This window comes from Streptomyces sp. NPDC001381 (assembly GCF_042895685.1).
Taxonomy (GTDB): Bacteria; Actinomycetota; Actinomycetes; order Streptomycetales; family Streptomycetaceae; genus Streptomyces.
Genome location: NZ_JBIAWO010000018.1, coordinates 1 through 26,412, shown reverse-complemented (window position 1 = coordinate 26,412; position 26,412 = coordinate 1). Strand labels below are relative to the sequence as shown.

17 protein-coding genes are annotated in these 26,412 nt (G+C 69.8%); 15 read left to right on the top strand and 2 right to left on the bottom strand.

Annotated features, from left to right (window positions below):
- Positions 1–31: 31 nt before the first annotated feature.
- From ACFY2L_RS37940 to ACFY2L_RS37915, 6 genes are read left to right on the top strand one after another with little or no spacing between them, the layout of a single operon-like run.
- Complete coding sequence (locus ACFY2L_RS37940) at positions 32–1,018, top strand: ABC transporter permease (protein WP_390824610.1); 987 nt, start codon at positions 32–34, stop codon at positions 1,016–1,018.
- Positions 1,012–1,893 carry a carbohydrate ABC transporter permease gene (locus ACFY2L_RS37935; protein ID WP_390824609.1) on the top strand — a complete coding sequence of 294 codons (882 nt, stop codon included), beginning with the start codon at positions 1,012–1,014 and terminating at the stop codon, positions 1,891–1,893. Before ACFY2L_RS37940 ends, ACFY2L_RS37935 begins: the two co-directional genes overlap by 7 nt.
- Before the next feature lie 27 nt (positions 1,894–1,920).
- The gene (locus ACFY2L_RS37930) at positions 1,921–3,573 is read left to right on the top strand and encodes an extracellular solute-binding protein (protein WP_390824608.1); all 1,653 of its coding nucleotides are present in this window, start codon (positions 1,921–1,923) and stop codon (positions 3,571–3,573) included.
- The gene (locus ACFY2L_RS37925; protein WP_390661992.1) at positions 3,570–5,078 is read left to right on the top strand and encodes a xylan 1,4-beta-xylosidase; all 1,509 of its coding nucleotides are present in this window, start codon (positions 3,570–3,572) and stop codon (positions 5,076–5,078) included. The genes ACFY2L_RS37930 and ACFY2L_RS37925 overlap by 4 nt, the downstream gene beginning before the upstream one ends.
- A gap of 52 nt (positions 5,079–5,130) precedes the next feature.
- Positions 5,131–5,811, top strand: coding sequence for a hypothetical protein (locus tag ACFY2L_RS37920; protein WP_390661993.1), 681 nt, complete (start codon positions 5,131–5,133; stop codon positions 5,809–5,811).
- Positions 5,808–7,910 carry a beta-galactosidase gene (locus ACFY2L_RS37915; RefSeq protein ID WP_390824607.1) on the top strand — a complete coding sequence of 701 codons (2,103 nt, stop codon included), beginning with the start codon at positions 5,808–5,810 and terminating at the stop codon, positions 7,908–7,910. The genes ACFY2L_RS37920 and ACFY2L_RS37915 overlap by 4 nt, the downstream gene beginning before the upstream one ends.
- On the opposite strand, the gene ACFY2L_RS37910 is transcribed toward ACFY2L_RS37915, so the two are convergent.
- Together ACFY2L_RS37910 and ACFY2L_RS37905 are read right to left on the bottom strand one after the other, a co-directional pair.
- Positions 7,904–9,880: an alpha-glucuronidase gene (locus ACFY2L_RS37910; protein WP_390824606.1), complete on the bottom strand. Its 1,977-nt coding sequence runs from the start codon at positions 9,878–9,880 to the stop codon at positions 7,904–7,906. The genes ACFY2L_RS37915 and ACFY2L_RS37910 overlap by 7 nt on opposite strands.
- Complete coding sequence (locus ACFY2L_RS37905) at positions 9,877–13,647, bottom strand: GH92 family glycosyl hydrolase (protein ID WP_390824605.1); 3,771 nt, start codon at positions 13,645–13,647, stop codon at positions 9,877–9,879. The genes ACFY2L_RS37910 and ACFY2L_RS37905 overlap by 4 nt, the downstream gene beginning before the upstream one ends.
- 353 nt (positions 13,648–14,000) lie before the next feature.
- Between ACFY2L_RS37905 and ngcE the strand changes: the two genes are divergently transcribed.
- The 9 genes from ngcE to ACFY2L_RS37860 all read left to right on the top strand — a co-directional run bounded on the left by ngcE (position 14,001) and on the right by ACFY2L_RS37860 (position 26,320).
- Entirely contained in the window at positions 14,001–15,461 is a 1,461-nt protein-coding gene (ngcE, locus tag ACFY2L_RS37900; RefSeq protein ID WP_390824604.1) for an N-acetylglucosamine/diacetylchitobiose ABC transporter substrate-binding protein, read from the top strand.
- Positions 15,462–15,489: 28 nt separating this feature from the next.
- Positions 15,490–16,416 carry a carbohydrate ABC transporter permease gene (locus tag ACFY2L_RS37895; protein ID WP_390661998.1) on the top strand — a complete coding sequence of 309 codons (927 nt, stop codon included), beginning with the start codon at positions 15,490–15,492 and terminating at the stop codon, positions 16,414–16,416.
- A 3-nt stretch (positions 16,417–16,419) separates the two neighbouring features.
- The gene (locus tag ACFY2L_RS37890; protein WP_390661999.1) at positions 16,420–17,334 is read left to right on the top strand and encodes a carbohydrate ABC transporter permease; all 915 of its coding nucleotides are present in this window, start codon (positions 16,420–16,422) and stop codon (positions 17,332–17,334) included.
- Between the two features lie 317 nt (positions 17,335–17,651).
- On the top strand, positions 17,652–18,851 hold the full coding sequence (locus tag ACFY2L_RS37885) for an ROK family transcriptional regulator (protein ID WP_390662000.1): 1,200 nt from the start codon (positions 17,652–17,654) through the stop codon (positions 18,849–18,851).
- 136 nt (positions 18,852–18,987) lie between these two features.
- On the top strand, positions 18,988–20,073 hold the full coding sequence (locus ACFY2L_RS37880) for a sugar ABC transporter substrate-binding protein (protein ID WP_390662001.1): 1,086 nt from the start codon (positions 18,988–18,990) through the stop codon (positions 20,071–20,073).
- 278 nt (positions 20,074–20,351) lie between these two features.
- Positions 20,352–21,143 carry an ATP-binding cassette domain-containing protein gene (locus ACFY2L_RS37875; RefSeq protein WP_390662002.1) on the top strand — a complete coding sequence of 264 codons (792 nt, stop codon included), beginning with the start codon at positions 20,352–20,354 and terminating at the stop codon, positions 21,141–21,143.
- A complete protein-coding gene (locus ACFY2L_RS37870) occupies positions 21,140–22,513 on the top strand; it encodes a sugar ABC transporter permease (protein WP_390824603.1) in 1,374 nt (457 codons plus the stop codon). Before ACFY2L_RS37875 ends, ACFY2L_RS37870 begins: the two co-directional genes overlap by 4 nt.
- Before the next feature lie 198 nt (positions 22,514–22,711).
- Positions 22,712–24,640, top strand: a complete 1,929-nt coding sequence (dxs, locus tag ACFY2L_RS37865) for a 1-deoxy-D-xylulose-5-phosphate synthase (RefSeq protein WP_390662004.1) — start codon at positions 22,712–22,714, stop codon at positions 24,638–24,640.
- Between the two features lie 159 nt (positions 24,641–24,799).
- On the top strand, positions 24,800–26,320 hold the full coding sequence (locus ACFY2L_RS37860; RefSeq protein ID WP_390662005.1) for an amino acid permease: 1,521 nt from the start codon (positions 24,800–24,802) through the stop codon (positions 26,318–26,320).
- Positions 26,321–26,412: the final 92 nt, after the last annotated feature.

Sequence of the window (26,412 nt, the reverse complement as noted above, 5' to 3'; positions counted from 1 at the left end):
TTCCACTTCTCCGTCACGGGAGGACCGAGCAATGAGCACCTCCACCACGTCGGCCTCTCCGCCCGGCACCCAGGATCCACCGGAGCCCCCTGTGCGCCCCGCGCCCCCGGCCTCCCGCCGAGGTCTGCGCAGGGCGCTGCGCCGGGACTGGCAGCTGTACTCGCTGGCCGTGCTGCCCCTGCTGTTCTTCCTGGTCTTCCGCTACCTGCCGATGATCGGCAACGTCATCGCCTTCCGCCGGTTCGAACCGGGTGGCTCGATCCTGGGCGAGCAGTGGGTGGGGCTGCGCTATGTGCGGATGTTCCTGTCCGACCCCACCTTCTGGCAGGTGTTCCGCAACACCCTGTGGCTGGGCGCGCTCACGCTCGTCTTCTGCTTCCCGGTCCCGATCGTGCTGGCGCTGCTGCTCAACGAGGTGCGCAGACGCTCGCTGAAACGGTTCGTGCAGTCGGTGTCGTATCTGCCGCACTTCCTGTCGGTCGTGATCGTGGCCGGCATCACGCTGCAGATGCTGGCCGTGGACGGGCCCGTCAACCAGGTGCTCGGCTGGTTCGGTCACGACCCGATCCGGTTCGTCCAGGAACCCGGGTGGTTCCGCACGGTCTACGTCGGCTCGGAGATCTGGCAGACCGCCGGCTGGGGCACGATCCTCTACCTCGCCGCGCTCACCACGATCGACGAGGACCTCTACGAGGCCGCCCGCATCGACGGCGCGAACCGGTGGCAGCAGACCTGGCACGTCACCCTGCCCGGCATCCGCCCCACGATGATCACGCTGCTGATCCTCAACATCGGCACGTTCATGGCGGTCGGCTTCGAGAAGATCCTGCTGCTCTACAACCCGCTGACCTATCCGACGGCCGACGTGGTCTCCACCTATCTCTACCGGGCCGGCGTCGAGTCCAACAGCTTCAGCTACGCCGCGGCGATCGGCCTGTTCGAGGCGGTCATCGGGCTGGTGCTGATCACCACCGCGAACCAGCTGTCGCGCCGCACGGTGGGGACGAGCCTGTGGTGAGCGCCGCCCGGCCCACCCCGGGCCAGCGCGTCTTCCAGGGCGTCAACGGGATCGTCCTCACCGCCGTCGTGGCGGTGACCCTCTACCCGTTCCTCACCATCGTCGCCCGGTCCTTCAGCGGCGAACGCCAGATCCGCGCCGGAGAGGTCACTCTGTGGCCCAAGGGGTTCAACCTCACCACCTACCGGATCGTCTTCCACGACGCGATGTTCTGGCGCAACTACGGCAACACCGTGTTCTACACGGTCGTCTCGACCGTCGTCGCCATGGTGCTGACGACCTGCTACGCCTATGTGCTGTCGAAGAAGGACCTCAGAGGCCGCGGTGTCCTGGTCGGGGTGGCCGTCTTCACCATGTTCTTCTCCGGCGGCCTGATCCCCCACTACGTCCTCGTCACCGGCCTCGGCCTGAAGAACAGCGTCTGGGCGATCGCCCTGCCCAACGCGATCAGCGTCTTCAACCTGCTGGTGATGAAGGCCTTCTTCGAAAGCCTGCCCACCGAGCTGGAGGAGGCCGCCGAGATCGACGGCCTGAGCACCTACGGCATCCTGCTCAGGATCGTGCTGCCGCTGTCCAAGGCGGTCATCGCCACGATGGTGCTCTTCTACTCGGTGTCCTTCTGGAACTCCTGGTTCTCGGCGTACCTCTACATGGACCGCACCGAGCTCATGCCGGCCACGGTCTATCTGCGCAACCTCATCGCGGGCGCCACCACGGGCGGCAACGCCGGCGCCGGCACCGAGCAGCTCAGTCAGGTCGGGGCGAACATCCAGGCGGTCACGATCGCGCTCACCGCGCTGCCCATCCTCTGCGTGTACCCGTTCGTCCAGCGCTACTTCGTCTCCGGCGTGATGCTCGGCGCGGTCAAGGGCTGAGAGCCGGACCCCACCAAGGGAGTGTCCGTGAAGAACGCAGGTCAGCTGTCACGACGTCAGATCCTTGCCGCGGCGGGCTTCGTCGGCCTCGCCACCCTCACCGGATGCGGCGGCGACGACGGCGGGGACTCCAAGGACCTCTCCAAGAAGCAGAACGGCGCGATGAAGGAGTACCGCGTCGGCCAGCGGTTCAAGGCGTCGAAGCCGCTGTCGTTCCCGGTCCTGCACAACAACAACCCGGTCTATCCGATGAAGGACGGCTGGCTGTTCTGGAAGGAGCTGGCCAGGCGCACCGGCGTCACCCTGAAGCCGATCGCGGTCCCCCTGAGCGACTACGAGAAGAAGCGCAGCGTCCTCATCGGCGCGGGCGACGCCCCGTTCCTGATCCCCAAGACGTACCACCCCTCGGAGGTCGCCTTCGTGTCGTCGGGCGCGATCCTGCCCGTCAGCGAGTACGTGCACCTGATGCCCAACTTCCGCGACAAGGTGCGCAAGTGGAAGCTGGAGCCCGAACTCGACTCCATCCGCCAGTCGGACGGCAAGTACTACCTCCTGCCCGGACTGCACGAGAAGGTCAAGTCCGGCTACTCGCTGTCGCTGCGCACGGACGTCCTCGACCGGCTCGGCCTGAGCCTGCCCACCACCTGGGACGAGGTGTACGAGGTCTTCCGGGCGCTCCGGGCGGAGTATCCCGACCGCTATCCGTTCTCGGACCGCTGGAGCACCAACACGCCCTTCCCGGCAGGCGCGTTGACGAGCTACCTCGGGCAGGCGTACGGCGTCAGGGCGGGATGGACGTACGACAACATCAGCTACGACGCGAAGGCCGACGCGTTCGTCTTCACCGGTGCCACGGACGGCTACCGCCAGATGGTCGAGTACCTGAGGAAACTGGTCGGCGAGAAGCTGATGGACCCGGAGAGCTTCACCCAGACCGACGAGGACGCGGTGCAGAAACTGCTCGGCGAGAAGTCCTTCGCGATCAGCGCCAACCCGCAGGAGCTGGTCCAGAACTACCGCTACAACCTGGAGAAACAGGTCAAGGGCTCGAAGATCGAGATGGTGCCGGTGCCGCTCGGCCCGGCCGGCCCGGTGGTGATGGGCGGAGCACGGCTGGAGAACGGCGTCATGATCTCCAGCAAGGCGCTCAAGAGCGACAGCTTCGTCGCGATGATGCAGTTCGTGGACTGGCTGTGGTACTCGGACGAGGGCCAGAAGTTCGCCAAGTGGGGCGTAGAGGGCACCACGTACACGTACTCCGGCGGCCGGTACGAACTGAAGCCCGGCATCAGCCTGATGGGCTCCGACCCGGACGCCCCGAAGGACCTCCAGAAGGACTACGGCTTCTTCAACGGCGTCTTCACCTACGGCGGCAGCTGGGCGCTCGTGTCCTCCTCGTTCAGCCCGGACGAGAAGAGGTTCCAGGACGCCATGGCCCGGCGCGAACAACTGCCCATCGGTCCCGCCCACCCGCTGCGGTCCGTGGAACAGGAGCAGGCCTCGCTCTGGGACACCCCGCTGCGCGACCACGTCACCCAGAACACCCTCAAGTTCGCCCTCGGCAAGCGCCCGCTGTCCGCATGGGACTCCTACGTCGCCGAGTTGAAGGCCAAGAACATGGACCGGCTGGTCGGCCTGCACAACGAGGCCCGCGCACGCTTCGAGAAGGAGAACGGGTGATCCGCGTCCCCGCGCGGCCGGTCGGCCGGCTCTCCGGCGCCTGGCGCCACTGCGTCGGCACGGGCCGCGTCGAACTCGCCCTGCGCCGCGACTACCAGGACTCCCTCGCCCTCCTCCAGCGCGACATCGGCTTCCGGTACATCCGCGGCCACGGCCTGCTCAGCGACGGCATGGGCGTGTACCGCCCGTACCACCACGAGGGCACCCGCCACGTCCACCACAGCTTCACCTACGTCGACCAGGTCGTCGACGCGTACCTCGCCCTCGGTATCCGGCCGTTCCTCGAACTGGGCTTCATGCCGGGGGAACTGGCCTCCGGAGACCGGACGGTCTTCTGGTGGCGCGGCAACGTCACCCCGCCCCGCTCGCACCGGGAGTGGGCCGACCTGGTCCGCGCGACCCTGCGCCACCTCGTGGACCGCTACGGCCGCGAGGAGGTGCGCACCTGGCCGATCGAGGTGTGGAACGAGCCCAACCTCGCCGACTTCTGGCAGGACGCCGACGAACGGGCCTACCACCGGCTCTACGAGGTGACCGCGCACACCGTGAAGGAGGTGGACGCGGACCTCCAGGTCGGCGGCCCGGCGATCTCCCCCGGCGCCGACGACTGGCTGGACCGGTTCGCCGAGTTCGCCGAACACCGCGACGTGCCGGTCGACTTCGTCTCCCGGCACGCCTACACGTCAGGACCCGCCCAGCACGTCCCGTTCGGCGTCCACCAGACCCTGGCCCCCGCGACGGCCCTGCTCGACCAGTTCGCCGCGCCCCGCGACCGTCTCAAGGGCACCCGCCTCGCCGGACTGCCCGTCCACATCACGGAGTTCAACTCCTCCTACCGTCCCGACAACCCCGTCCACGACACCGCCTTCCACGCCGCCTACCTGGCACCCGTGCTGGCCGGGGGCGGCGAGCTCGCCGACTCGTTCTCCTACTGGACGTTCAGCGACATGTTCGAGGAGGCCGGTGTCCCCACCGCCCTCTTCCACGGCGGCTTCGGGCTGCTCACCCACCGCCAGGTGCGCAAACCGGCCTACCACCTCTACGCGTTCATGGCCCGAATGGGCCCCGACCTGCTCGCCCGCGGCGACGACCACCTCGTCGGCCGCCACCCCGACGGCCGCGTCACGGTCCTCGCCTGGGCCGGGGTCGATCCCACGGGCGAGACCCCCGGCCCCGAACGGCACGAGCTGCGCCTGTCCCTCCCGATGAGCGGGCGCGAGGTCTTCGTCCGCCGGTCCACCGTCGACGAGGAACACGGAAACGCCCGGACGGCCTGGCGGCACATGGGCAGCCCGCGCTCGCCGAGCGCCGGGCAGCTGGACGTGCTGCACGAGGCCGCCGAGCCCGCCCGCGGCCACCGCCGGCTGCCCGTGCGCGAGGGCCGCACCGAGCTGGACCTCACCCTGACCCGGCACGAGATCACCCTCGTCGAGCTGACCCCGGTCGCCGACGAGACCCCGCCCTGGTGGGACGAGAGCCGGCTGCTGGGGAGGGAGCCGTCATGAGAGCGACGACGCAGGAAGCCGACACCGCCGCCCCGCCCACCGGGGAGCCCTCGTGAGCGGCACGGTGAGCGACTTCGGCACGGGTGTCCTGTCCCGCGCCACCGCCCTGGTCCACACCCTCCTCACCGTCGAGGCCCTCTTCCTCGCCGCGGCGGCCCCCGGCCTCGCCGGCCTGCTCCTGCTGGGCCCCGACCCCGCCAACCTGCCCCTCGCCGCCCTGTGCCTGCTGCCGCTCGGGCCCGCCGCCTCCGCCGCGCTGTACGCCCTGCACCACCGCGGCCGCGACCTCACCGAGCTGCACCCCGCCCGCTGCTACGCACACGGCTGGCGCCTCAACGCCGGGCCCGCCCTGAAACTGTGGACCCCCCTGCTGGCCTGGCTGACGGTGATCGCCTTCACCCTCACCCACTTCGCCGCCACGGGCCTGCCCGGCTGGTGGGCGGTGCTGCTCGGGGCCATCGGCGTGGCCTCGCTCCTGTGGGGCGCCCACGCCCTCGTGCTCACCTCCCTGTTCACGTTCCGCGCCCGCGACACCGCCCGCCTGGCCGCGTACTTCCTGGTCCGGCACGGCAGGACCACGCTGGCCGCCGCCTCCCTGCTCGTCCTCGCCGCCGGTCTGACCGCCCTGCTGACCGAGGCGCTGCCCGCCCTGCTCGCGGCCCCGCTGCTGCTCTCCCTGCTGCACGCCGGCCGCCCGGTGATCGCCGAGACCCAGGAGGACTTCACCGCATGAGCCACCACGGCCCCCAAGGCCCGTCAGACCCCGGAAGCCCTCACGGCCCGCACGGCCCGCACCGTCCGTGCAGTGCGCGCAGTCCGCGCAGCGCCAAGATCCCCTACGGGGGCGACTACAACCCCGAGCAGTGGCCGCAGGAGGTCTGGGACGAGGACCACCGCCTCTTCGGCCGGGCGGGCATCGACACCCTCACGGTCGGCGTCTTCTCCTGGTCCCTCACCCAACCCGCCGAGGACACCTACGACTTCACGGTCCTGGACCGGATCCTCGACCGTGCCGCCGCGGAGGGCCGCCAGGTCTGCCTGGCGACCGGCACCGCCGCCCTGCCGCCCTGGCTCGCCAGGAAGCACCCCGAGGTCAACCGCACCGACTTCGAGGGCCGCCGGCACCGCTACGGCCAGCGCCACGACTTCTGCCCCAGCTCGGCCGCCTACCGCCGGCTGTCCACCGCGATGGCGGGCCGGCTCGCCGAACGGTACGCCCGGCACCCCGCGTTGATCGCCTGGCACATCAACAACGAGTACGGCGGCGCCTGCTACTGCGACCGGTGCGCCGACGCCTTCCGCGCCTGGCTGCGCGACCGGCACGGCACGCTCGACGCCCTCAACGACGCCTGGTGGACCACCTTCTGGTCGCACCGGTACACCGACTGGGACCAGATCGAGCCCCCCAGCGCCCTCACCGAGCACTGGCGCGGCCCCGACCACACCGCATTCCAGGGCATCACCCTCGACTACCGGCGCTTCATGACCGACGCCCTGCTCGGCTGCTTCACCGCCGAGAAGGAGGCCGTCCGCGCCCACGACCCGGACACCCCCGTCACCACCAACCTCATGGGCGCGTACCGCCCGCTGGACTACCACCGCTGGGCGCCCCACCTCGACTTCGCCTCCTGGGACAACTACCCGCCGCCGGACGCCCCGCCCACCCGTCCCGCCCTCGCCCACGACCTCGTGCGCGGCCTCAAGGACGGCGCCCCCTTCTGGCTGATGGAGCAGACCCCGTCCACCACCGCCTGCCGCGACGTCAATCCGCTGCGCAGACCGGGCGAACTGCGCCTGGCCACCTTCCAGGCGATCGCGCACGGCGCCGACGCGGCCCTCTACTTCCAGATGCGCGCCTCGCGGGGCGCCTGCGAGAAGTACCACGGCGCGGTGATCGGTCACGCGGGCCGGGACGACACCCGGGTCTTCCGCGAAGTCGCGCAACTGGGGCGGGAGCTGGAGTCGCTCGGCGATGCCACCCTGGGCGCCCGCACCCCGGCCCGCACGGCGCTCCTCTTCGACTGGGACAGCTGGTGGGCCCTGGAGATCTCCGACGGCCCCTCCCGTCTGGTCCGGTACCTGGACGTCGTCCACTCCTACTACCGGGCCGCCCGGGAGGCGGGCGCCGACGTGGACGTCGTACCGGTCACCGCCGACCTCACGCCGTACGACGTCGTCCTCGCCCCGGTGCTCCACCTCCTCAAGGGGGACCTCGCCGAACGTCTCGAGGCGGTGACCCGGCGCGGCGGCACCGTCCTCGCGACCTTCCTCACCGCCCGCTCCGACGTGCACGACCGTGCCTTCCTCACCGACGTGCCCGGCCCGCTGGCCCCCCTCTTCGGCATCCGTGTCGACGAATGGGACGCCCGCCCCGAGGACGTCGTCCAGCCCGTCGAGATGGGGGAGTTCACCACCACCGCCCGTCTGGTCTTCGAACTCGTGCGGCTGCGCGGCGCCGAACCGGTCGCCACCTACGGCGCCGACTTCTACGCCGGCACCCCGGCCGTGACCCGCCACCACCACGGCGGCCACGGAGGCGAGGCCTGGTACGTGGCCACTGCCCTGGACCAGAGCGGCGTCGACCACGTCGTCCGCCGCGTCCTCGCCCGTCACGACCTGCTCGGCCCCCACGCCGGCCACCCCGCCGTCGAGACGGCCACCCGGGTCGCTCCCGACGGCACCGTCCTGCGGTTCCTCCTCAACCACGGCCCGGCACCGGTCCGCCTGGCCGCCCCCGCCAACGGCACCGACCTCCTCACCGGCAAGCGGACCGAACGCGGGGAGCCCCTCGCGCTCGACCCGCTCGGGGTCGTCGTCCTGCGCCTTCAGTAGATGCGCCGCCCGTGCGCGTCCGGCACCCCGGACTTGCGCAGGAAGTAGCTGTTGATCTGGTCGCGCCACTCCCGGGCGGAGCGCAGCTGCTCCTCGAACAGCTCCGCCACCCGCGTGTGCCGAGCCGGTTCCACCAGGTCCGCGAGGCCCGCCCACACCCGGCGGGCCTCCTCGGCCTCCTCGACGCCCTCGAAGTGGGTGTCGTAGACGTGCTGGACCACGGTCTTCCCGCTCCTGAGCACATGGCCGTACGGCACGTGGTGGAAGAACAGCAGCAGCTCGTCCGGACACGTCGCGGCGGACTCGTACACCCCGGCCCACGGCTCGGCGTACTGCGCCGCGTACCCCGTCCCGGTCGCCGCGCTCCGGTCGACGCCGATGCCGTCGCGGTCGGCGAAGTGGTACGTCCCCCACGGGCTGTACTCGTAGCCGTCGACACTCGGGCCGTAGTGGTGCCCGGGCTGCACCATGAACCCCACCCCGAGCGGGGCCGTGTACTTCTCGTACGTCCGCCAGGAGCCGTCCAGCACCGCGTGCAGCCCGGCGACCAGCCGCTCGGGGGCGGACGGGAAGGTGAGGCCGATCCACTCGTCCAGGACCCGGTACGGGTCGGCGTCCGGCCGCCAGGCGAGCCTGCCGAAGGTGTAGAGGTTCGCCTGGGCCAGGGGATGACCGGTCCAGAACGGGTCGTCGCCCGCATTGGACACGGCGACGAGATGGCCGGCCAGCTCGCCGACCGCCGGCCCGGCCCCGCCCTCCGGCCGGAAGCCCAGCACCTCGCTCCACATCGGCCCGAGCCAGCACACGTGCCGCTGCTGCCCGGTGTACTCCTGCGTGGCCTGCACCTCCACCGCCAGCCGGGTGCGCGGCAGCGCCCCGAGCACCGGCGAGACCGGCTCGCGCACCTGGAAGTCCATCGGCCCGTGCTTGACCTGGAGCACCACGTTGTCGGCGAACTCCCCGTCCAGCGGGGCGAAATGGTCGTGGGCGGCCCGTGCCCGGTCCGTCGTGCGGTCCCGCCAGTCCTGCCGGTGGTCGTAGACGAAGGCGCGCCAGTGGACCGTGCCGCCGTGCGGGGCGAGCGCGGCGGCCAGCATGTTCGCGCCGTCCGCGTGACCGCGCCCGTACGTGAACGGACCCGGCCGGCCCTCGGAGTCGGCCTTGACCACGAACCCGCCGAAGTCCGGTATCGCGTCGTACACCCCGCGCACGGCCCGGGCCCACCACTCCCGCACCGCGGCCTCCAGCGGATCGGCGGTGGACAGCCCGCCGAGCACGACCGGCGCGGCGAAGGTCACCGACAGATGCGTCCGGATGCCGTACGGCCGCAACGCCCCCGCGATCGCCGCGACGTCACCGATCCGGTCGGTCAGCAGGTGCGCCTCGGTCTCGTGCACGTTGACGTTGTTGACGCAGACGGCGTTGATCCCGCAGGCCGCGAGCAGCCGCGCGTACGCCCGGACCCGCCCCGGTTCGCCCCGGGCCCGGCCCTCCCGCCAGAACAGCGAGCCGCCCGCGTACCCGCGCTCGACCTGGCCCATGACCGGGTGCACGGCCACGTTGTCCCAGTGGTCGAGCATGCGCACGGCCGTCGCCGGCCGGTGGACCTCATCCGGCCGCGGTCCCGCGAACGCCTCCTCGCCGAGCCGTACGACATGGAACAGCCCGTACAGCAGCCCGCGCCCGCCGGAGGCGGTGACGGTCGTCGTCCCGCCGCGCCGTGCGCACGTGAAGTCCTCCTCGCCGAGTCCGCCGGCGCCCGTCTCCAGCAGCAGGTCGTACGCGGCACCGGTGCCGTCCCCCCGTACGATCTCCCCGCCGAACCGCGCGCAGGCCTCGGCCACCTCCCCGCGCACGGTGGCGGCCAGGGGGCCCGTGCCCCGGATCAGGGTCCGCCGGGTGCCCAGCGGCCGGAGCGCCTCCGGGGGCAGCCAGGCGGGGTCGGTCCAGGACGGCTCGGCTCGGTTCACGACAGCAGCTCCACTTCGGCGACCTCGGCCGGTCCGTCGAAGACCAGGCGGTACGCCGCGTAGGTACCCGGCGACCCCACGGTGAACGCACGGGTCTGCAGGTCCCAGGCGAAGGTGAGTCCGGTGCGGCGGTCCAGTGTCGTCCACGTCGTCCCGTCGCGGGAACCCTCCAGCCGCCAACTCGTCGGCGCCTTGGCGCGGTCGGAGGAGGTGAGCGTGTACTGGACGGCCCTGACTCCGGTGCTGACCGGCAGGTCGACCGCCTCCGTGACCGTCGCGGCCGTCTTCGACGTGTTGTCGAAGAGGGCACCGGTGGCCGCCAGCACGTCCTTCCTGGGCGTCGGCACCTTGTCGTCGCGGGTGATCGACACGGGTGCCGCGTCCTTCCCGCTGCCCCAGGCCGACGGCCGCGGGCCCATGGCGAAGTCCAGCACGCCGCCCTTGGCGAGAAGCGCGTGCGGCAGCGAAGTCGACGTCCAGGCCCGTCCGTTGACCTTGAGGCCCTGCACGTAGACGTTGCGCCCGCTGTTCTTCGGGGCCCTGATCACGAGGTCCTCGCCGTTCTCCAGGTGCACGGTCGCCTTCTTGAACAGCGGGGAGCCGACGGCGTACTCGCCGCTGCCCATCACCAGCGGGTAGAAGCCGAGCGCGGAGAACAGGTACCAGGCCGACTGCTCGCCGTTGTCCTCGTCGCCGTGGTAGCCCTGCCCGATGGAGCTGCCGGTGTAGAGGCGCGACAGCGCCTCACGGACCTTCGCCTGCGCCTTCCAGGGCCGGCCGGCCGCGTCGTACATGTAGATCGCGTGATGGGCGACCTGGTTGGAGTGCCCGTACATGCCCATCCGTACGTCCCGTGCCTCGGTCATCTCGTGGATGACCCCGCCGTAGGACCCCACGAACTCGGGGGAGGCGGTCTCGGGGGTCGCGAAGTACGTGTCGAGCTTCTGTGCCAGCCCGGCCCGGCCGCCGTACAGGTTGGCCAGACCCCGGCTGTCCTGCGGTGCGGTGAAGGCGTAGCCCCAGCCGTTGGTCTCGGTGTAGTCGTAGCCCCACACGCGCGGGTCGTACGCCGACGACGCGACGCGCCAGGCGCCCTTGTCGTCACGGCCCTGGAAGAAACCCGCCCGGGAGTCGAAAAGGTTCACGTATCCCTGGGCCCGGTTGAGGAAGTAGGCCGACTCCTCCGCGTACCGCCGCTCGCCGGTCTTCCGGTACAGGGCCTGGCCCATGCGGGCGATGCCGTAGTCGTTCAGATAGCCCTCCAGCGCCCAGGACAGCCCCTCGTGGGTGGCCGTGCTGGTGTAGCCGAGGAAGGGGGAGGTCGCCATGCCCTTGCGGCCCACGCCCGACGCCGGCGGCACGACCGTCGCGTTCTTCAGGGCCGCCTCGTAGGCCGCCTTCGCGTCGAAGCCGACACCCTTGACGTAGGCGTCGGCGAAGGCGACGTCCGACGAGGTACCGGTCATCAGGTCGGCGTAGCCGGGGGAGGACCAGCGCGAGGTCCAGCCGCCGTCCTTGTACTGCTGCACGAAACCGTCGGTCAGCACGCCTGCCTGGGTGGGCGTCAGCAGCGCGTACGCCGGCCAGGTCGTCCGGTAGGTGTCCCAGAAGCCGTTGTTGACGTACACCTTGCCGTCCACGATCCTCGCGCCGGTGTGCGTCGGGGTGTCGGGACGCTCCATCGGGGAGAACGGGGAGGCGTACCGGTGCGTCGAACCGACCTTCTCGAAACCGGAGTTGGGGTACAGGTAGAGCCGGTACAGACTGGAGTAGAGCGTCGTCAGCTGGTCCGCCGTGGCCCCCTCCACCTCGACCGTGCCGAGGAGCGCGTCCCACTGCCGCTGGGCCCGCTGCCTGACGGTGTCGAACGCGGTGCCCTCCGGGATCTCCTGGCGCAGGTTGTCCTTCGCCTGGTCGACGCTGATCAGCGAGGTCGCCAGCCGCAGGGTGACGGTCCGGTCGGCGCCCGCGTCGAAGCGCAGATACCCCTTCACCCCGTTCGACGCCCCGTCCGTCACCGGCGCGTCGAACTCTCCGTACACGAAGAGCCTGGTCGCGCCCGTCGACAGCCCGGACTTCACGTCCGAGTACCCGGTGACGGTGCCGTTCTCCCGGTCCAGGGTCAGCCCCGCCTGGTCGGTGACGTTGTCGAAGAGGACGCTCGCGTCCGGACCCGGGTAGGTGAAGCGCAGGGCGGCCGCGTGGTCGGTCGGCGCCATCTCCGCCGTGAGACCGTTCTCGAAGCGCACTCCGTAGTAGTACGGCCGCGCGGTCTCGTTCGTGTGCCGGAACGCCAGCGCCCGCGCCGTCCGCCCGGTGTCCGGAGCGCCCGCCGCGGCCGAGGGCATCACCTGGAAGGTCTGCCGGTCGCCCATCCACGGGCTCGGCTCATGACTCGCGCTGAACGCCTGAATGGTGGGCAGATTGTCCGCGTTGTTCCCCCGGGAGTAGTCGTACAGCCAGCTCAGCGAGCCCGCGTTGGTCACCGGTGTCCAGAAGTTGAACCCGTGCGGCACCGCCGTCGCCGGGAAGGTGTTGCCGCGCGAGAAGCTCCCGCTGGAGTTCGTCCCGCGCGTGGTCACCGCGTAGTCCGACAGATGCGCCTTCGCCGCCTCGGGCGGGGCCGTCCGCAGCGCCAGGTCGTCCACCCAGCCCCTGAACCGGGCCGGACCGCCGGGGGAGTCGTACGCCACCAGGATCCGGTCGACCGTCCTGCCGGCCGCCACCGACCCGATCTCCGACATCACGTCGTTCCACTGGTTGACGTACAGCGCCTTCGCCGCGCCCTGCCCGCGCGGGGACAGCGGGAAGCCGTACTGGTCCACCGCCCCCAGCCCGCTCAGATACGTCCCGTCGGTGAACGCCAGGTCCACGGAGACGTTCGTCGCCGCGTAGTCCCGCTCGCCGTCGGCCATCTGGGGGAAGATCCGGTACGCCAGCCGGGTCCGCGCACCGACCCGCACGTTCACGTCGAAGACCTTGTTGTACGCGTACGCCCGGCCGGAGGCGGTGTGGCGTCCGGCGTACCGCAGCGCCCGCAGGCCCGTGAAGCCGGCGCGCGCCTTCGCGGTGGGCGAGCCGCTGGGGCCGCGGTCGACGACGGTGAGCATGTCCGGTGGCACCGGCCCGTTCCTGCCGGTGCCCAGCCGTACGTCGGCGAGCTGGAGGATGCCGGCACCGTGGTTCTTCGTGACGTCCAGCCGGAAGTGCCGGTACTCGGCCGGGGCGGCCAGGGTGTACGTCCTGGTCTGGAAACGCTCGGTGAAGGACTCCCCGGTGCGGCTGTCGAGGGTCGTCCAGGCCGTGCCGTCCGCCGAGCCCCGCAGGGTCCAGTCGGCCGGGTCGCGTTCCGCGGCGTCGTTCGCGGACGTCAGCGCGTACGTGGTCACCGCGACCGGCGCGTCCAGGTCGAACTCGGCCCAGCCGGTGGCGGCGAAGGTCAGCCACTTGGTGCCCGGCTCGCCGTCGACGAGGTTCTCCTTCACCTCGCCGCCGGCGGTGTTCTCCGCGCTCGCCCGGACCTGGGTGACCCGGTCGGTCACCTCACCGGGCAGCCCGCCGGTCGCGTAGCCGCCGTCGACCCCCGAGGCGCGTTCGGGTGTGCTCACCCAGTCGGGGGCGGGCTGGCCGGCCTCGAACGAGGAGGCGAACGCCCGTGCGGGGAGCGGGACGGGCGCCGGCAGGGCGACCGCCACGCCCGGAGCGCCGACCGTCATGACGAGTGCGGCCGTCACCGCGACCGCGCGTAACCGTCCGAACCACTGCATGCGTGAGCATCCTCCCCGCCCGGACAAGGGCCCTGGACAACGTTGTCCTTCTCGGTGCGCAGCCATCAGTAGGGGGGCAAGTGGCGGTTGATGTCAAGGACGTTGATTGCGTCATGCGGGACACGTGTCGGGCGATTTTCCGGCAGGGTGCCCGCGGACGGGTCATATTTCCGTGAGGTCTCAACTCGGAAAAGACCCATGGCCGACCTTGCATTCGATCTTGATCAATCGGCGGGAAGTGGACTATACCTGTCGGCGATTCACGCGACCCGCACAACCCTGCTTGACCTGACCGCGGTGCCGGGGAGGATCCGGTTCACCGCCTGAGTCCTGGAGAAGGCGAGGACTTGAGCATGGGATCCAGCTCCGAGAACCACGGTGCCGTGAACGAATCGGCGGGCCCCGGCCGCCGCGATCTGATCAGGCGGTCCGCCGCGCTCGGCCTGATCTCCGTCCCCGCGGTGAGCTTTCTGTCGGCCTGCGCCAGCGGCGGCGGCGGTGACGAGGGCAAGGCCAAGGCCGGAAAGAAGACGGCGAAGAACCCCCTCGCGGTCAACGAGTCCACCCAGATGGAATTCGTCCTGTTCGACGGCGGTTTCGGCAAGGAGTACGCCGAGGACGCCGTGAAGGTCTACGAGAAGAACTTCCCGAAGGCGAAGGTGAAGTTCTCGGCCACGCAGAAGATCCAGTCCACGCTCCAGCCCCGCTTCAACCAGGGCACCCCGCCCGACCTCATCGACAACTCCGGCGCCGAGCAGATGGACATGGGCGTCCTGGTCGGCAAGAAGCAGCTCGCCGACCTCACTCCGCTGCTCGACGCGCCCTCCTACGACGACCCGGCCAAGAAGGTCCGCGACACCCTGCGCCCCGGCATCGTCGAGATGGGCCAGTTCGACGGCGACCCGGTCTGGATCCTGTACTACGCCTACACCGTCTACGGCGTCTGGTACTCGCAGAAGGCCCTGGACTCGCTGGACGCCGCCTATCCCGAGACCTGGGACGAGATGCTCGCCGTCTGCGCGAAGGCCAAGAAGAAGGGCATGGCGGGCTGGACATACGCGGGCAAGTACCCGTATTACCTCCCCTTCTCGCTCTATCCGATGATCGGCAAGGTCGGCGGCCGGGAGGTGCTCGACGCCATCGACAACCTGGAGCCCAACGCCTGGAAGCACCCGGCCGTCAAGGCCTGTTTCGAGGCGTACTACGAGCTCTACAAGAAGGGCTACATCCTCCGCGGCACCCCGGGCCTGGACCACATCCAGTCACAGACCGCCTGGGCCCAGGGCAAGGCCCTGTTCATCCCCAACGGCTCCTGGGTGGAGAACGAGTCGGCCAAGGTCATCCCGGCCGACTTCGACCTCGCGGTCTCCGCGCCCACCGGCATCGACTCCTCCGACAAGATGCCCTTCGGCACGCTCTGGGCCTCCGGCGGCGAGCCCTTCGTCGTCCCGGCCAAGGCGCGCAACGCCTCCGGGGGCATGGAGCAGCTGCGCATCATGCTCAGCGAGGCGTCCTCGAAGAACTTCACCGCCAAGGTCAAGTCGCTCACGGCGTACGACGGCGGCACCGACGGCATCACCCTCACCCCCGGCCTGAAGTCGGGTGTGGCCGCGCTGGAGAAGGCCGGCGACAACGTGGTGAACCCGCGGCTGCAGGACTGGTACGTGCAGTTGCAGAAGGAGCAGATCGGGGTCGGCGGCCTCGGCGAGATGATGGCCGGGCGGCTCACTCCGGTGGAGGCCGTCAACAAGATCCAGGGTTACGCCGACGCGGCCGCGAAGGACACCTCGATCAAGCACTACAAGCACGCGTGAACGCGTTCCCGACGGCACCGGAGTGGCGATGCAGCACGGCAAGTACCGGTTCATCGTGGGGTTCCTGGCGCTTCCCCTCGGACTGTACGCGCTCTTCGTGGTCTGGCCGTTCCTCCAGTCCATCTACTACTCGTTCACGGACTGGACCGGTCTGAGCCCCGAATTCGAGATGGTCGGCCTGGACAATTACCGCAGGATGCTGGACGACCAGATCTTCTGGAAGTCCTTGCGGCACAGCCTGCTGTTCGCACTCCTGGTGCCGCTGGTGACGATCGGGTTCGCGCTGTTCCTGGCATTCATGATCAATGTCGGCGGGCGGAGAAGGAAAGGGGGCCCGGTCGTCTCCGGTGTCCGGGGCTCCTCCTTCTACAAGATCGTGTATTTCTTCCCGCAGGTGCTGTCGATCGCCATTGTCGCGCTGCTGTTCGCCTTCGCGTACAACCCGGACAGCGGCGCGATCAATTCCTTCCTGCGGGGCGTCGGACTGGACGGCGTCCAGCCGCTCTGGCTCGGTGACCCGGACCTCGCGCTGTGGTGCGTGATGGCCGTCCTCGTCTGGTCCACGGTCGGGTTCTTCGTGGTCCTGTTCTCGGCGGGCATGGCCTCCATCCCCGCCGATCTCTACGAGGCCGCCCTGCTGGACGGCGCGGACCGGGCCACCACGTTCTTCCGGGTCACCCTGCCGCTGCTCTGGGACACCGTGCAGTCGGGCTGGGTCTACCTGGGCATCCTCGCCCTCGGCGCCGAGTCGTTCGCGGTCGTGCAGATCATGACGACCGGCCCCGGCGGTCCCGACTACTCGACCACGGTGATGGTCCTGTACGTGTACCAGAAGGCGTTCCGGGACGGTCAGGCCGCCTACGCCACCACCATCGGCGTCGCCCTGCTCGTCGTGACGCTGGCCTTCGCCGCCGTCGTGATGCGACTGGGGCGGCGCGAGCGGCTGGAGTACTGAGGAATGAAGACGACCGAACCCCCCGTCCCCGTCCCGGCACCCGTCACGAAGGCCGGCCCCGCGGCGCGCGGGACGCCCGCCGGCCCGCGGACCGACGGCAGGGTCCTCAACGTCTTCTCGCACGGCGTGCTGGTCGTCTGGGCCGTGATGGTGGTGCTGCCGCTCCTGTGGGCGGTGATGACGTCCTTCAAGGACGACGGCTCCATCTTCGGCTCGCCCTGGGCGCTGCCGGACTCCCTGCACCTCGACAACTGGTCTCGGGCCTGGACCGAGGCCAACATGAGCGACTACTTCCTCAACACCGCCCTGGTGGTCGGCGGTTCGCTCGTCGGGACCCTGGTTCTCGGCTCCATGGCGGCCTATGTCCTCGCCCGCTTCGACTTCCCCGGGAACCGGTTCGTCTACTACCTCTTCATCGGCGGCATGAGCTTCCCCATCATGCTGGCGCTGGTCCCGCTGTTCTACGTGGTGAACAACATGGGGCTGCTGAACACCCTGCACGGGCTGATCCTGGTCTACATCGCCTACTCGCTGCCGTTCACGGTGTTCTTCCTGACGGCGTTCTTCCGCACGCTGCCGGCCTCGGTGGCGGAGGCCGCGTTCGTCGACGGCGCCTCGCACACCCGGATCTTCTTCCAGATCATGCTGCCGATGGCCAGACCTGGCCTGATCAGCGTGGGCATCTTCAACTTCCTCGGTCAGTGGAACCAGTACATGCTGCCCACGGTCCTCAACACCGACCCCGACAAACGGGTCCTCACCCAGGGCCTCGTCCAACTGGCCGTCAGCCAGGGCTACAAGGGTGACTGGTCCGGGCTCTTCGCCGGGCTGGTCATGGCCATGCTCCCGGTGCTCGCGGCGTACGTCGTGTTCCAGCGGCAGGTGGTGCAGGGGTTGACAGCGGGGGCGCTCAAGTAAACCCACCGCCTTCACGCGGCGTACGCGGTCTCCCGGTGCGGCGGGTGTCCGCGTACGCTGCTTTTCGTCTGGACCGTCCGCTTTCGCACCCCGCCCACCCGCGCTCCGCGCCCCCGGAATGACACTTTCCGCAACGCCCCGCAGCCGCCTCCGCACACCCCGCAACCCTTCCCGGGGTGAGGAGGTGTCCACCTGTTCGACCGTGCGGATACTGTTCAACCTCTTGACGGGAGCGGACCCGAACGGCTCAGCTTAGAGTTCACTAGTTGGACATAGACGGGGCCTCATCGAAGCGGCCCCGCGCGCAGGAGGTCGTCGTGGAGACTCCGGGGTCGCAGTCGTCGCTGCACAGGGCCAACCTGGAGCGAGTCGTACGCGCGGTGCGTCTGGCCGGGTCCCTCACGCAGGCGGAGATCGCCCGGACGACCGGTCTGTCCGCCGCGACGGTCTCCAATATCGTGCGGGAGCTCAAGGACGGCGGAACCGTCGAGGTCACACCCACCTCGGCGGGCGGGCGCCGGGCGCGCAGCGTATCGCTCAGCGGTGACGCCGGCATCGTCATCGGGGTGGATTTCGGCCACACCCATCTGCGGGTCGCCCTGGGCAACCTGGCCCATCAGGTCCTCGCCGAGGAGTCCGAACCGCTGGACGTGGACGCGTCCTCGACCCAGGGCTTCGACCGTGCGGAGCAACTGGTCACCCGGTTGATCGAAGCCACCGGGGTGGATCGTACGAAGATCGCGGGGGTCGGCCTCGGCGTCCCCGGGCCGATCGACCTGGAGTCCGGCACGCTCGGCTCCTCGGCCATCCTGCCGGGCTGGATCGGCACGAGGCCCGCCGAGGAGCTCAGGGGGCGCCTCGGCGTGCCCGTGCACGTGGACAACGACGCCAACCTCGGCGCCCTGGGAGAGCTGGTCTGGGGCAGCGGCCGGGGCGTACGTGATCTTGCTTACATCAAGGTCGCGAGCGGTGTCGGCGCCGGTCTGGTGATCGACGGGAAGATCTACCGGGGCCCCGGCGGGACTGCGGGAGAAATCGGACATATTACACTTGATGAATCCGGACCGGTCTGCCGCTGCGGGAACCGCGGCTGCCTGGAGACCTTCGCGGCGGCGCGCTACGTACTGCCGCTCCTCCAGTCCAGCCATGGCACGGATCTGACGATGGAAGGTGTGGTGCGGCTGGCCCGGGACGGTGATCCGGGCTGCCGTCGGGTGATCGCCGACGTCGGCCGCCACATCGGCAGTGGAGTCGCCAATCTCTGCAACCTACTGAACCCGAGCCGGGTGGTCCTGGGCGGTGATCTCGCCGAGGCCGGTGAGCTGGTGCTCGGTCCGATCAGAGAGTCCGTCGGCCGCTACGCGATCCCCAGTGCGGCGCGTCAACTTTCCGTTCTCCCAGGGGCACTTGGGGGTCGTGCGGAGGTGCTCGGAGCGCTCGCTCTCGCGCTCAGCGAGATGGGTGATTCGACCCTTTTGGACGGCACCTTGTCCACAGCGACGCCTGCCTTCACTTAGAGAACGAATGACGCCGTTGCCATCTCGTTAAGTATTTACTTCTTGACGTCGCACGTGTGGCCGAGTTGACTTCCAGCCACCTCGGCCGCAGCGTTGCGGCCCTGTCAGGGAGGCACACCCCAAAATGAACGCAACGATGCGTAGAGTCGTGATCGGCGCCACCGCCGTCTCCATGGCACTGTCGATTGCCGCGTGCGGCAAGGCCGGCGACGACAAGGACAGCGACTCCGGCAGCAGCTCGGACAGCAAGTCCATCGGCCTGCTGCTCCCCGACAACGTCACCGCGCGCTACGAGAAGTTCGACAAGCCGTACTTCGAGGCGAAGGTCAAGGAGCTGTGCTCCGACTGTGACGTCCAGTACGCGAACGCCGCGGCCGACCCGGCCAAGCAGGCCCAGCAGATGAGCAGCATGGTGACCAAGGGCGTGAAGGTCATCGTGATCTCCGCCCAGGACTCCGCCGCCATCAAGTCCTCCATCCAGTCCGCGGTGGACAAGGGCGTCAAGGTCGTCGCCTACGACCGCCTCGCCCAGGGCCCGGTCAGCGCCTACGTCTCCTTCGACAACGAGAAGGTCGGCGAGCTCCAGGGCCAGGCCCTGCTCGACGCCCTCGGCTCCAAGGCGACCACCAAGTCCAAGGTCGTCATGATCAACGGTGACGACGCCGACCCGAACGCCGGGCAGTTCAAGGCCGGTGCCCACAAGGTCCTCGACGGCAAGGTCGACATCGCCTACGAGCAGTCCGGCCTGTGGAAGGACACCGTCGCGGCCCAGAAGATGTCCGCGGCCATCACCCAGCTGGGTGCCAAGAACATCGCGGGCGTCTACGCCGCCAACGACGGCATGGCCGGTGGCATCGCCAACACCCTCAAGGGTGCGAAGATCAGCAACATCCCGCTGACCGGCCAGGACGCCGAGCTCGCCGCCATCCAGCGGATCGTCGCCGGCACCCAGTCCGCCACGGTCTACAAGGCCTACAAGCCGGAGGCCGACACCGCCGCCGAGCTCGCGGTCGCCCTGCTGAACGGCAAGGACGTCAAGTCCCAGGCCACCACCACGGTCACCAGCGGCTCCGGCGACAAGGTGCCCGCCAAGCTGCTGACCCCGGTGTCGGTCACCAAGGCCAACATCAAGGACACGGTCGTCAAGGACGGTCTGTACACGGTCGCGGACATCTGCACCGCCGACTACGCCGCCGCCTGCAAGTCCGCCGGCCTGCAGTAACCCACCCGCGCAACCGCGCGCACCCGGTCCGAGTCCCCCCGGGGGGACTCGGACCCAGACCGCCGAGCGGTCCCGCGAGACCCCTCCGACGCCTGCCCCACCTTCACACCCCGCTGCCGGGGCGGGCGTCGGACGGAACCGTTGCCAAGCGCAGCGGATTCGCGCATGTTCATCTTGTAAACCTCGTGCGGCACCGCGGCCCAGCCGCCGCGTCCCGCACATCCCTCCGCGCAGTTACCCCAAAGCGCGGCATCCCCGCCGGTCAGGCGGCGAAGGAGATGGTTCACGTGTCCGCTACGCCCGTGCTGGCGTTGCGCGGAGTCTCCAAGCGATTCGGTGCGGTGCAGGCACTCACCGATGTCGATCTGGAGGTCCACGCCGGAGAAGTGGTCGCCCTGGTGGGCGACAACGGCGCAGGTAAGTCGACCCTGGTCAAGACGATCGCGGGTGTCCACCCCATCGATGAGGGCGTCATCGAGTGGGAGGGCCGGCCGGTCAGCATCACCAAGCCGCACGACGCCCAGGGACTCGGCGTCGCGACGGTCTACCAGGACCTCGCGCTCTGCGACAACCTCGACGTCGTGGGCAACCTCTACCTCGGCCGCGAGCTGCTGCACCGGGGCGTCATCGACGAGGTGACGATGGAGAAGAACGCCCGCGAGCTGCTGTCCACGCTCTCCATCCGGATCCCGAGCGTGCGCATCCCGATCGCCAGCCTCTCCGGCGGTCAGCGCCAGGTCGTCGCCATCGCCCGCGCGCTCATCGGCGACCCCAAGCTCGTCATCCTCGACGAGCCCACCGCCGCCCTCGGCGTCGAGCAGACCGCACAGGTCCTCGACCTGGTCGAGCGGCTGCGCGAACGCGACCTCGCCGTCATCCTCATCAGCCACAACATGGCCGATGTGAAGGCGGTCGCGGACACCGTCGCCGTCCTGCGCCTGGGCAAGAACAACGGCTCCTTCCCCGTGAAGGACACCAGCCACGAAGAGATCATCGCCGCGATCACGGGTGCCACGGACAACGCCGTGACCCGTCGTGCGGGGCGGCGCACCGCGGAGGCGGCAAAGTGAGCGACACGTCGAAGACCGTGAAGAGCGGCTCCCCGGAGCCGGAGAAGGCTCCCGCGGCCACCAAGGTCGACAAGACCGAAGGCATGGTGGAGACGCAGGACACCGTCGCGCCCGCCGACGACCCGACGGCCGCGCCGGTCGCCGTCGTCGACCCGCGCCTGCTGGTCCGTGAAGAGGGCCTCAAGGGGTACATCACCGAGTTCAAGCGCAAGGTGAAGGGCGGCGAGCTGGGCTCGCTGCCGGTGGTCATCGGCCTGATCGTCATCTGGACGATCTTCCAGCTGCAGAACGACCGCTTCCTGAGCGCCGACAACCTCTCGAACATCAGCTACTACATGTCGGCCACCGGCATGCTCGCCATCGGCCTGGTGTTCGTCCTGCTGCTCGGCGAGATCGACCTGTCGGTCGGCTCGGTCAGCGGTCTGGCCTCCACCCTGTTCGCCGTGTTCGTGGTGACCCATGGCGTGAACCCCTGGTTGTCGCTGGTTCTCGCCATCCTCACCGGTATCGCCATCGGCGCGCTGCAGGGCTGGTTCTTCGCCAGGATCGGTGTACCGGCGTTCGTGGTCACCCTGGCCGGCTTCCTCGGCTGGAACGGTCTGATGCTGTGGCTGCTGGGTGACAGCGGCACGATCAACATCCCGTCCGACACGGGTCCGGTCCACCTGCTCGGCCAGAGCTCCTTCTTCATGGACCAGGCCATCATCGGCGCCTACCTGCTGGCCGGCCTCGCCGTCGTGCTCTCCCTCGTCGGCAACTTCAACGAGCAGCGCCGCCGCCGGGCCGCGGGCGTGCCGTTCCGGGCGACCGGCGAGATCCTGCTGCGCGTCGGCGCGCTCGCCGTCGCGGCCTTCGCCGCCGCCATCGTGCTCAACGACGCGGCCGGTGTCTCCAACGCGCTGGTGATCTTCCTGGCGGCGCTGGTCGTCGTGGACTTCGTCCTGCGTCGTACGACGTACGGCCGGCAGGTGTTCGCGGTGGGCGGCGGCATCGAGGCGGCCCGCCGTGCCGGTATCAACGTGCCGATGGTCCGCATCACCGTGTTCGCCATCTCCGGCGGCTTCGCGGCGGTCGGCGGTATGTTCTTCGCCGGCCAGACCGCGAGCGCGACGCTCAGCGCCGGTGGCGGCAACACCCTGATGCTCGCCATCGCGGCGGCCGTCATCGGTGGCACCAGCCTCTTCGGCGGCCGCGGCACCGTCTGGTCCGCCCTCCTGGGCATGCTGGTCATCCAGTCCATCCAGACCGGTCTGGACCTGCTGAACATGAACACCTCGATCCAGTACATGATCACCGGTGGTGTTCTGCTCGGCGCGGTCGTCATCGACTCCGTCTCCCGCAGGAGCCAGAAGGCGGCCGGGCGCGGCTAGCGCCCCCCGCCGCAGTGCCCCGCTGTGCCCGGTGCTTCCACAGTGCCGGGCACAGCTGTGTCATGGGCAAGGCCCATCATGGGTAGGGCCGATCGCGTGACCGGCGACGCATGGGCCGGGAGCCGACCACTCGGGCGGAACATTAGACTCGACACGCCCGGCAACAGCTCGAACAGCTTTTACTGCAAGGAGGCACGGGTGCCGCTGCTGACCCGCATCAGGGGACCGCGCGATCTGGACCGGCTCAGCCTGGAGGAGCTGGACCAGCTGGCAGGGGAGATCCGGACCTTCCTCGTCGACGCCGTGTCCAAGACCGGTGGCCACCTCGGCCCCAACCTCGGTGTGGTCGAGCTCACCATCGCCCTGCACCGGGTCTTCGAGTCCCCCACGGACAAGATCCTCTGGGACACCGGCCACCAGTCCTACGTGCACAAGCTCCTCACCGGCCGGCAGGACTTCTCCCGGCTGAAGATGAAGGGCGGCCTGTCCGGCTACCCCTCGCAGGCCGAGTCCGAGCACGACGTCATCGAGAACAGCCACGCCTCCACGGTCCTCGGCTGGGCCGACGGCATCGCCAAGGCCAACGAGATCCTCCGGCGCGACAGCCACGTCGTCGCGGTCATCGGCGACGGCGCGCTGACCGGCGGCATGGCCTGGGAGGCGCTCAACAACATCGCCGACGCCAAGGACCGCCCGCTGGTCATCGTCGTCAACGACAACGAGCGGTCGTACGCGCCGACCATCGGCGGCCTCGCCAACCACCTCGCCACGCTGCGCACGACGGACGGCTACGAGCGTTTCCTCGCCCGCACCAAGGAGGTCCTGGAGCGGACCCCGGTCGTCGGCAAGCCCCTCTTCGACACGCTGCACGGCGCCAAGAAGGGCCTGAAGGACTTCATCGCCCCCCAGGGCATGTTCGAGGACCTGGGCCTGAAGTACGTCGGCCCGATCGACGGCCACGACATCGAGGCCCTGGAGTCGGCGCTGGCCCGCGCCAAGCGCTTCGGCGGCCCGGTGATCGTGCACTGCCTCACCGAGAAGGGCCGCGGCTACCAGCCCGCCCTCCAGGACGAGGCCGACCGCTTCCACGCCGTCGGCAAGATCCACCCCGACACGGGCCTGCCGATCGCCAGCTCCGGCGCCGACTGGACCTCCGTCTTCGGCGAGGAGATGGTGCGGCTCGGCAAGGAGCGCGAGGACATCGTCGCGATCACCGCGGCCATGCTGCAGCCGGTCGGCCTCGACAAGTTCGCCAAGGCCTTCCCCGAGCGGGTCTACGACGTCGGCATCGCGGAGCAGCACGGCGCCGTCTCCGCCGCGGGCCTGGCCCACGCCGGGGTCCACCCGGTCTTCGCGGTGTACGCCACCTTCCTCAACCGCGCCTTCGACCAGGTCCTCATGGACGTCGCCCTCCACAAGTGCGGGGTGACCTTCGTCCTGGACCGGGCCGGTGTCACCGGTACCGACGGCGCCTCCCACAACGGCATGTGGGACATGTCGATCCTCCAGGTCGTCCCCGGCCTCCGGCTCGCCGCCCCGCGCGACGCCGACCAGGTCCGCGCCCAGCTGCGGGAGGCCGTCGCCGTCGACGACGCGCCGACCGTCGTACGGTTCTCCAAGGGCGCCGTCGGCCCCGCCGTACCCGCCGTGGGACGGGTCGGCGGCATGGACGTGCTGCGCGAGCCGGGCACCGACACGCCCGACGTGCTGCTCGTCTCGGTGGGCGCCCTGGCGCCGATGTGCCTGGAGATCGCCGGCCTGCTCGACAAGCAGGGGATCTCCACCACGGTCGTCGACCCGCGCTGGGTCAAGCCCGTCGACGAGGCCATGGCCCCGCTCGCCGAGCGGCACCGCGTGGTCGTCACCGTCGAGGACAACAGCCGCGTCGGCGGCGTCGGCTCGGCGATCGCCCAGGCCCTGCGGGACGCGGGCGTCGACGTCCCGCTGCGCGACTTCGGCATCCCGCCCCGCTTCCTCGACCACGCCTCCCGCGCCGAGGTCATGGCGGAGATCGGGCTGACCGCCCCCGACATCGCCCGCCAGGTCACCGGACTCGTCGCCAAGCTGGACGGCAGGTACGGCACGTCGGCCGCCGAGGTGGACTCCGTGGAGCCCGCCCGCGACTGACCCCCGGTGCCGTCGGCAACCCGACACGCCCGGTTGGGCCGGTTCCGCCACTGTGAGAGTGGTGAAACCGGCCCATTCGCGTTAAGCCGCCCGCGCCGGGGCATACGACCTGTGCCCCCTCTCGATCATGTCGAGGACGACACAGCGTGGGAGGTACCCGTGAGCAGCACCCTCTTCCGGACGAAGAAGGTCGAGCAGTCCATCCTCGACACCGAGGAACCAGAGCACGCGCTCAAGAAATCGTTGTCCGCGCTCGATCTCACCGTCTTCGGCGTCGGCGTCATCATCGGCACCGGCATCTTCGTCCTGACCGGCACGGTCGCCAAGAACAACGCCGGACCCGCCGTGGCCCTGGCCTTCGTCGCGGCCGGGGTCGCCTGCGCGCTCGCCGCGCTCTGCTACGCCGAGTTCGCCTCCACCGTCCCGGTGGCCGGCTCCGCGTACACCTTCTCCTACGCCTCCCTCGGCGAACTGCCCGCCTGGATCATCGGCTGGGACCTCGTCCTGGAGTTCGCGCTCGGCACGGCGGTGGTGGCCGTCGGCTGGTCCGGGTACATCGCCTCGCTGCTCGACAACGCGGGCTGGCATCTGCCGGAGGCGCTCAGCGGCCGGGAGGGAGCCGACGGCTTCGGCTTCGACATCCTCGCCGCCGCCCTCGTCCTGCTGCTCACCGCCATCCTCGTGATCGGCACGAAGCTCTCCGCGCGGGTCACCTCGCTCGTCGTCGCGATCAAGGTCACCGTCGTACTGACCGTGATCATCGCCGGCGCGTTCTTCATCAACGGCGACAACTACGACCCGTTCATCCCGAAGGCGCAGACCGTGGAGGCGGGCAACAGCCTGCAGTCGCCGCTCATCCAGCTGATGTTCGGCTGGGCGCCGTCCAACTTCGGCGTGATGGGCATCTTCACCGCCGCGTCCGTCGTGTTCTTCGCGTTCATCGGCTTCGACGTCGTCGCCACGGCCGCCGAGGAGACCCGGAACCCGCAGCGCGACATGCCCCGCGGCATCATCGGCTCCCTCGTCATCTGCACGGTCCTGTACGTCGCCGTGTCGATCGTCGTCACCGGGATGGAGCACTACACCAAGCTGTCCGTGACCGCCCCGCTCGCCGACGCCTTCAAGGCCACCGGACACCCGTGGTTCGCGGGGTTCATCAGCTTCGGCGCCGCCGTCGGCCTGACCACGGTCTGCATGATCCTGCTCCTCGGCCAGACCCGGGTCTTCTTCGCGATGAGCCGCGACGGACTGCTGCCCCGCTTCTTCTCCCACGTCCACCCGAGGTTCAAGACCCCGCACCGGCCGACCATCCTGCTCGGCGTGCTCATCGCGATCCTGGCCGGCTTCACCAGCCTCAGCGAACTCGCCGAGCTGGTGAACATCGGCACGCTCTTCGCCTTCGTGGTCGTCGCGATCGGCGTGATCATCCTCCGCCGCACCCGCCCCGACCTGCCGCGCTCCTTCCGCACCCCCTGGGTGCCGGTCGTCCCGATCCTGTCGGTGTGCGCCTCGCTGTGGCTGATGCTCAACCTGCCCGCCGAGACCTGGCTCCGCTTCGGCATCTGGATGGTCGCCGGCTTCTTCGTCTACTTCCTCTACGGCCGCTCCCACAGCCGTCTCGCACGTGGCGAGCAGCCGACGGCGGCCGGGGGGACCCGCGGGGGAGGGGACACCGTCTAGTACTCCAGCAGCGGTTCGTGTCCTGAGCTGGTGGTTGTCGTTGTCCCGGTCATGGAGGGGATGACTGAAGTCGCTGACTGGGCGGGTGAGTT